4 protein-coding genes and 1 pseudogene are annotated in these 4431 nt (G+C 56.5%); all 5 read right to left on the bottom strand.

All coding sequences use genetic code 11. From position 1 onward, the window contains the following. Nucleotides 1-369 (bottom strand): deoxycytidine triphosphate deaminase (locus tag ACETWG_03220; GenBank protein MFB0515598.1); only part of this gene is annotated, 369 nt, incomplete at its 3' end. 424 nt (nt 370-793) lie between these two features. Beyond that, nucleotides 794-1330, bottom strand: a complete 537-nt coding sequence (locus tag ACETWG_03215; GenBank protein MFB0515597.1) for a DUF559 domain-containing protein — start codon at nt 1328-1330, stop codon at nt 794-796. A 77-nt stretch (nt 1331-1407) separates the two neighbouring features. Beyond that, nucleotides 1408-2498 (bottom strand): annotated as a pseudogene (carA, locus tag ACETWG_03210) (glutamine-hydrolyzing carbamoyl-phosphate synthase small subunit). Continuing rightward, nucleotides 2499-3911: a hypothetical protein gene (locus ACETWG_03205; GenBank protein MFB0515596.1), complete on the bottom strand. Its 1413-nt coding sequence runs from the start codon at nt 3909-3911 to the stop codon at nt 2499-2501. Next, a partial coding sequence (locus ACETWG_03200; protein MFB0515595.1) for a hypothetical protein occupies nt 3908-4431 on the bottom strand: 524 nt, incomplete at its 5' end. The genes ACETWG_03205 and ACETWG_03200, both read right to left, overlap by 4 nt.

The raw sequence follows: 4431 nt of genomic DNA, 5'->3' as shown, positions 1-4431 counted from the left end.
TCCAATTCGAATAGGCTTATCTATATTGTTGCGTATCGTGATTAGTAGCGGACCATACCATCCAGGATCAAGCGTCGTAGATATATGCGAAAGACCCTTTGAAACAAGTGAGACTTTTGAGTGAAATGTACCCCCAATCCTCCCGGAGACCCAAAGCGACTCCTTTGTTAGGATTTGCACGGTGCTTTTTGGAGGAAGCTCATAGAATCCCTGGTGATTTGGATTTAGCAAACCTTGCTCAAGCGATAATACGTAATTCCCAACAGTGAAGTCATAGCCTACTGGTGTGAGTGAGTCTTTCGAAAAAGGCTCTATAACAATATCCTTACCCAACGCTTTTTGGATATCTACATCAGTTAATAATGACATGGTTCTATTTTCTCCTTCTTTTAATAATGCTATATTGCATATCTTGCGATAGGCTAGAAACGATAGAACAAATAAATCGTAAATGTATAAATCGCAATATTCGAGAATACCTTTAAAATTTACATACCCATCCTTTATTTCTAAAGAAAATGATAGAAATTAAAATTCTATTCCCATATGTTCTCTCTCTTGTCTATGCCAATTTTTCTCGATGGACGAGCCTTAGGCTTATAATCTATTGGTTGGGGGTCTTTGTCATCATTTCTGGTCACCTTTTTTCTTTTGTCGACGGGAGAGCAACGGCCTTCTAAGTCGCGCCGGCTGGCAAACCCGTATACCGACGGGCCGTGGGTCCTGTAAGCGGCACTCCTCTTTCCAGCCGCTAGATGCTGACTACTGATTGCTGAACGCTGATCGCTGATCGCTATTTTCCCAGCAGCCGGATAAATTCCTCGAACAGGTAGCGGGCATCGTGGGGGCCGGGGGAGGCCTCAGGGTGGTAAGACAAACTCACCCCAGACACTGCGTGTCTTCCCCTCTCTTTGTCAGCCTGTCCCGCCAAAGGCGGGGAGAGGGGAGCGGAGTCACGCTGCTTCACCGCCTGCGTCAATCTGGCCAGTACTCCCGCGATATTGCTTTCAATTTCCTCAGACTTACAGCGGAAGAAGCGGATGTCGTAGGCCTCGATTAGTTCCTGGCGTGCTCGGTAACGCTCGGCTATATCCTTCATATAATGGACCGGCCCGTCAATTTCGATAGCGAGCCGTTTCTCATGGCAGTAAAAGTCAACGACAGAGGCACCAATGGGATGCTGGCGCAGGAACTTCAAACCGGAAAACCGGCGATTCCGTAGTGCCTGCCATAGTAAGTCCTCACTGCTGGTTTGTCGTTTACGCAACCGGCGGGCAACACCACGGATGGCTTTAATCCGATAATGCTGACGAAAAACACCTCCAGCCATCACCAAGATCCGATCAGTGTTCCTCTTTTCCCCTCTATTATAAGAGAGGGGACACCGCCAGCGGCGGAGGGGGTGAGTTATCCCATCAATCTTATGAACTCATCAAACAAATACCGCGCGTCGTGGGGGCCGGGGAGGCCTCCGGATGGTATTGCACCGAGTAGGCCGGAATTTTTAAGCAACGTAAGCCTTCTACGGTGTTGTCGTTCAGGTTGATGTGGGTTACGCGGGCGACGGACTCGTCCAGGGAGTCGGCCTCCACCGCGAAGCCGTGGTTCTGGCTGGTCACCTCGACTTTGCCTGTCTCCAGGTTCTTGACCGGGTGGTTGGTACCGCGGTGGCCGAACTTGAGCTTGTAGGTCTTTGCGCCCAGGGCCAGGGCCAGGATCTGGTGACCCAGGCAGATGCCGAAAACCGGCACCGCTCCCAGCAGTTCCTTGACCGCCGCGATGGCCGGTTTCACCGGCGCCGGATCGCCGGGACCGTTGGACAGGAACACCCCGTCGGGCTTCATCGCCAGTACCTCGCCAGCGGGGGTATGGGCCGGCATCACCGTCACGGCGCAATCACGGCCCTCCAGGATACGCAGGATGTTCCATTTGATGCCGAAATCGTAGGCCACCACCCGGTATTTACCCTCCCCATCGCCCCAAGCATAGGGCCGATCGGTGGTCACGCGTGAGGCCAGGTCCAGGCCGGTCATGGCGGGGACCGCCTTCAGCCGCTCCCGCAGGCCTTCCAGGTCGGTGCCTTCGCTGGAGATGATCCCGTTCATTGCGCCTTCGGAGCGGATCATGCGCGTGAGCATGCGGGTGTCGATGCCCTGGATGCCCACGATGCCGTTCGCGACCAGGTAGTCTTCCAGGGGCACGGTCATGCGCCAGTTGGAGGGGGTAGTCACGCCGTCGCGGACGATGAAGCCCGCCACCTGGATGCGGCCGGACTCCACGTCCTCGGGATTGACGCCGGTGTTGCCGATGTGGGGGTAGGTCATGGTCACCAGCTGGCCTGCGTAGGAGGGGTCGGTGAGGACTTCCTGGTAGCCGGTCATGCCGGTGTTGAAGCAGACCTCGCCGGCGGTTTCGCCTATGGCACCGAAGGCTATCCCCCGGAAAGCGGCCCCGTTGGCCAGCAGCAAGGTGGTGGGACGGCGGTCGACGGAACCCATCTAGGTGCGCAGGTGGACCGGTTTATCCGCCCGGAAGCGCAGGAACTTGATCCCCCGCCAGAGGGCGATAATGAAGATAAAGTAGGCCACTATGATCCCCACCGTGATCCAATAGCCCTGGAGGGTATTGGCGAAAACGTTCATGGGCAGGTTGAGGACTACCAGCAGGGGGAAGCCGAACATCAGGGCAATGCCGCTGCCGTAGACCAGGTCCTCGGCCACGGTGGTATCGAACTCGGGATCGGTGACCCGCACCAGTACCAGCCCGGAATTGATGGTACCGGTCAAATCGCCGAACAGGCTTATAAAGCGTTCGAAGTGGTAATCGTCGAAGGCCCGCCACATGATCCAGCGCAGCCAGGCATAAGTGCCGATCCCCGCCAGCACGGAGATCAGCAGGAGGGGCAGCCAATAGGTCCAGACCACGGCCAGACTGATGCCGGCGATGGAAGCCACCACCAGGTAGTCCATGCACAGGCCGCTGCTGCGGTTCATGAGCCCCCGATCGATGGTATAGCTGCGGCCGGTCAGGTCCAGAGCCTTGCGGGCACCCAGGGAGACCAGCATGGCCACCAGAAAGTGGAAGGACCAGAGGGTGGGTGTGAAATCAACCAGCCCGGCACTGATCATCAGTTTGGCCAGGCCGAAGGTGATGGCATAGGTTATCAGGTAAAGGGCCCCGATCATACCGACCTGAAAGGCCATGGGTTCCATGGCTTCCGAGGCGATGGTGAGCAGCCCGGCTGACGGCAGAGGTGGTTCCTTGAGGACTCCGCGACGCACCTCCTCACTGATCTGGTCGATGTCACTGATGAGAGTGGTTTCCCGCTTGCGGATGCCCCGCTGGATCAGCAGGATGCCTCCGAAATAGGCGATGAGAAACCCAATCGCGGCAAATGTCAGGCCTACTACGCCACCCCCTTCAAAACCGAAGTGCTCCCAGCTATGGCCCATGGTATAGGCCAGGCCCGGTCCCATGCCGAAGCCGAGCGGCACCAGCAAACCAAGTCCCGGGAAGAGGTCTGGAAAAAGGGTGTACACGAGCCCCAGCGCAATGATGAGCCCCACGAAAGCCTGAATCAGCAGAATAGTAAGCATTCCGCAACCGGTGCTGATGGGTCCGGTGCCCCACCTGGTTTTTTCCTGTCGTAGGCCGAGGGCTATAAACACGAGTGCCAGCAGGTGGTACACATAGATGCCGAAGCGTTCGACGGAGAAGCCGGTGAGTCCCAGGATCTGGGGACCGATGAGCAGGCCCAGAAAGCCGCCGATGATATTATTGGGCACCAGGTACTTCCGGAAGAAGGGCACATAGCGGCGCAGGGCCGCTCCCGCAATGAGCAGGATGCTGAGCCAGGTGAAGTCCAGGACGACATCTTTCAGGTTGACCGAAAGGTCCCAGGGTGTGGTCATACGCTCTCCTTTAAAGGGCTCGATTCAGGCGGTGAAGCGCTGGTAACAGGTTTCAGGTAATGCCCGCTCATGGGGCGGCTGAGGTAGCGATCGAGATGGGGCAGCATGTCCTTCAGGTAAACAGTCCACTGCAGGGCGCATCCCTTCTTACACAGGTTGAGATCGTACAGGCAGTCCTGTACGCGGACTTGCAGTCGATGAGTCTTTTCGACGGATATGGACTGAATGGCTTCGAATGGCAGGGTGATCGTCTCTTCTTGCCCGGTGGGAATGAGGCTTATTCTATCCTCCCTCATGATACTGTCGAAACGACCCTGAAAGATCCGGTTCGGGAACTCAACTTCGAGATACACGGGGATATTCCCAGCGCGCAACAGGCCCTTTCCCTGGGGGCCGAAATCACGTACATCGCGCGGAAATCCACAGATGTGCCGCAGGGTATCTGTCGAAGAGCGGCGTTCGCCGGTGCGGATGTCCGTGAGGTAGGAATCGCCGCCCACCCGCCAGCAGGAATCACATA

The organism is Candidatus Neomarinimicrobiota bacterium (assembly GCA_041862535.1).
GTDB lineage: Bacteria > Fidelibacterota > Marinisomatia > SCGC-AAA003-L08 > TS1B11.
The sequence above is the reverse complement of the archived record's forward strand: the minus strand, read 5'-3'. Positions and strand labels throughout refer to the sequence as shown.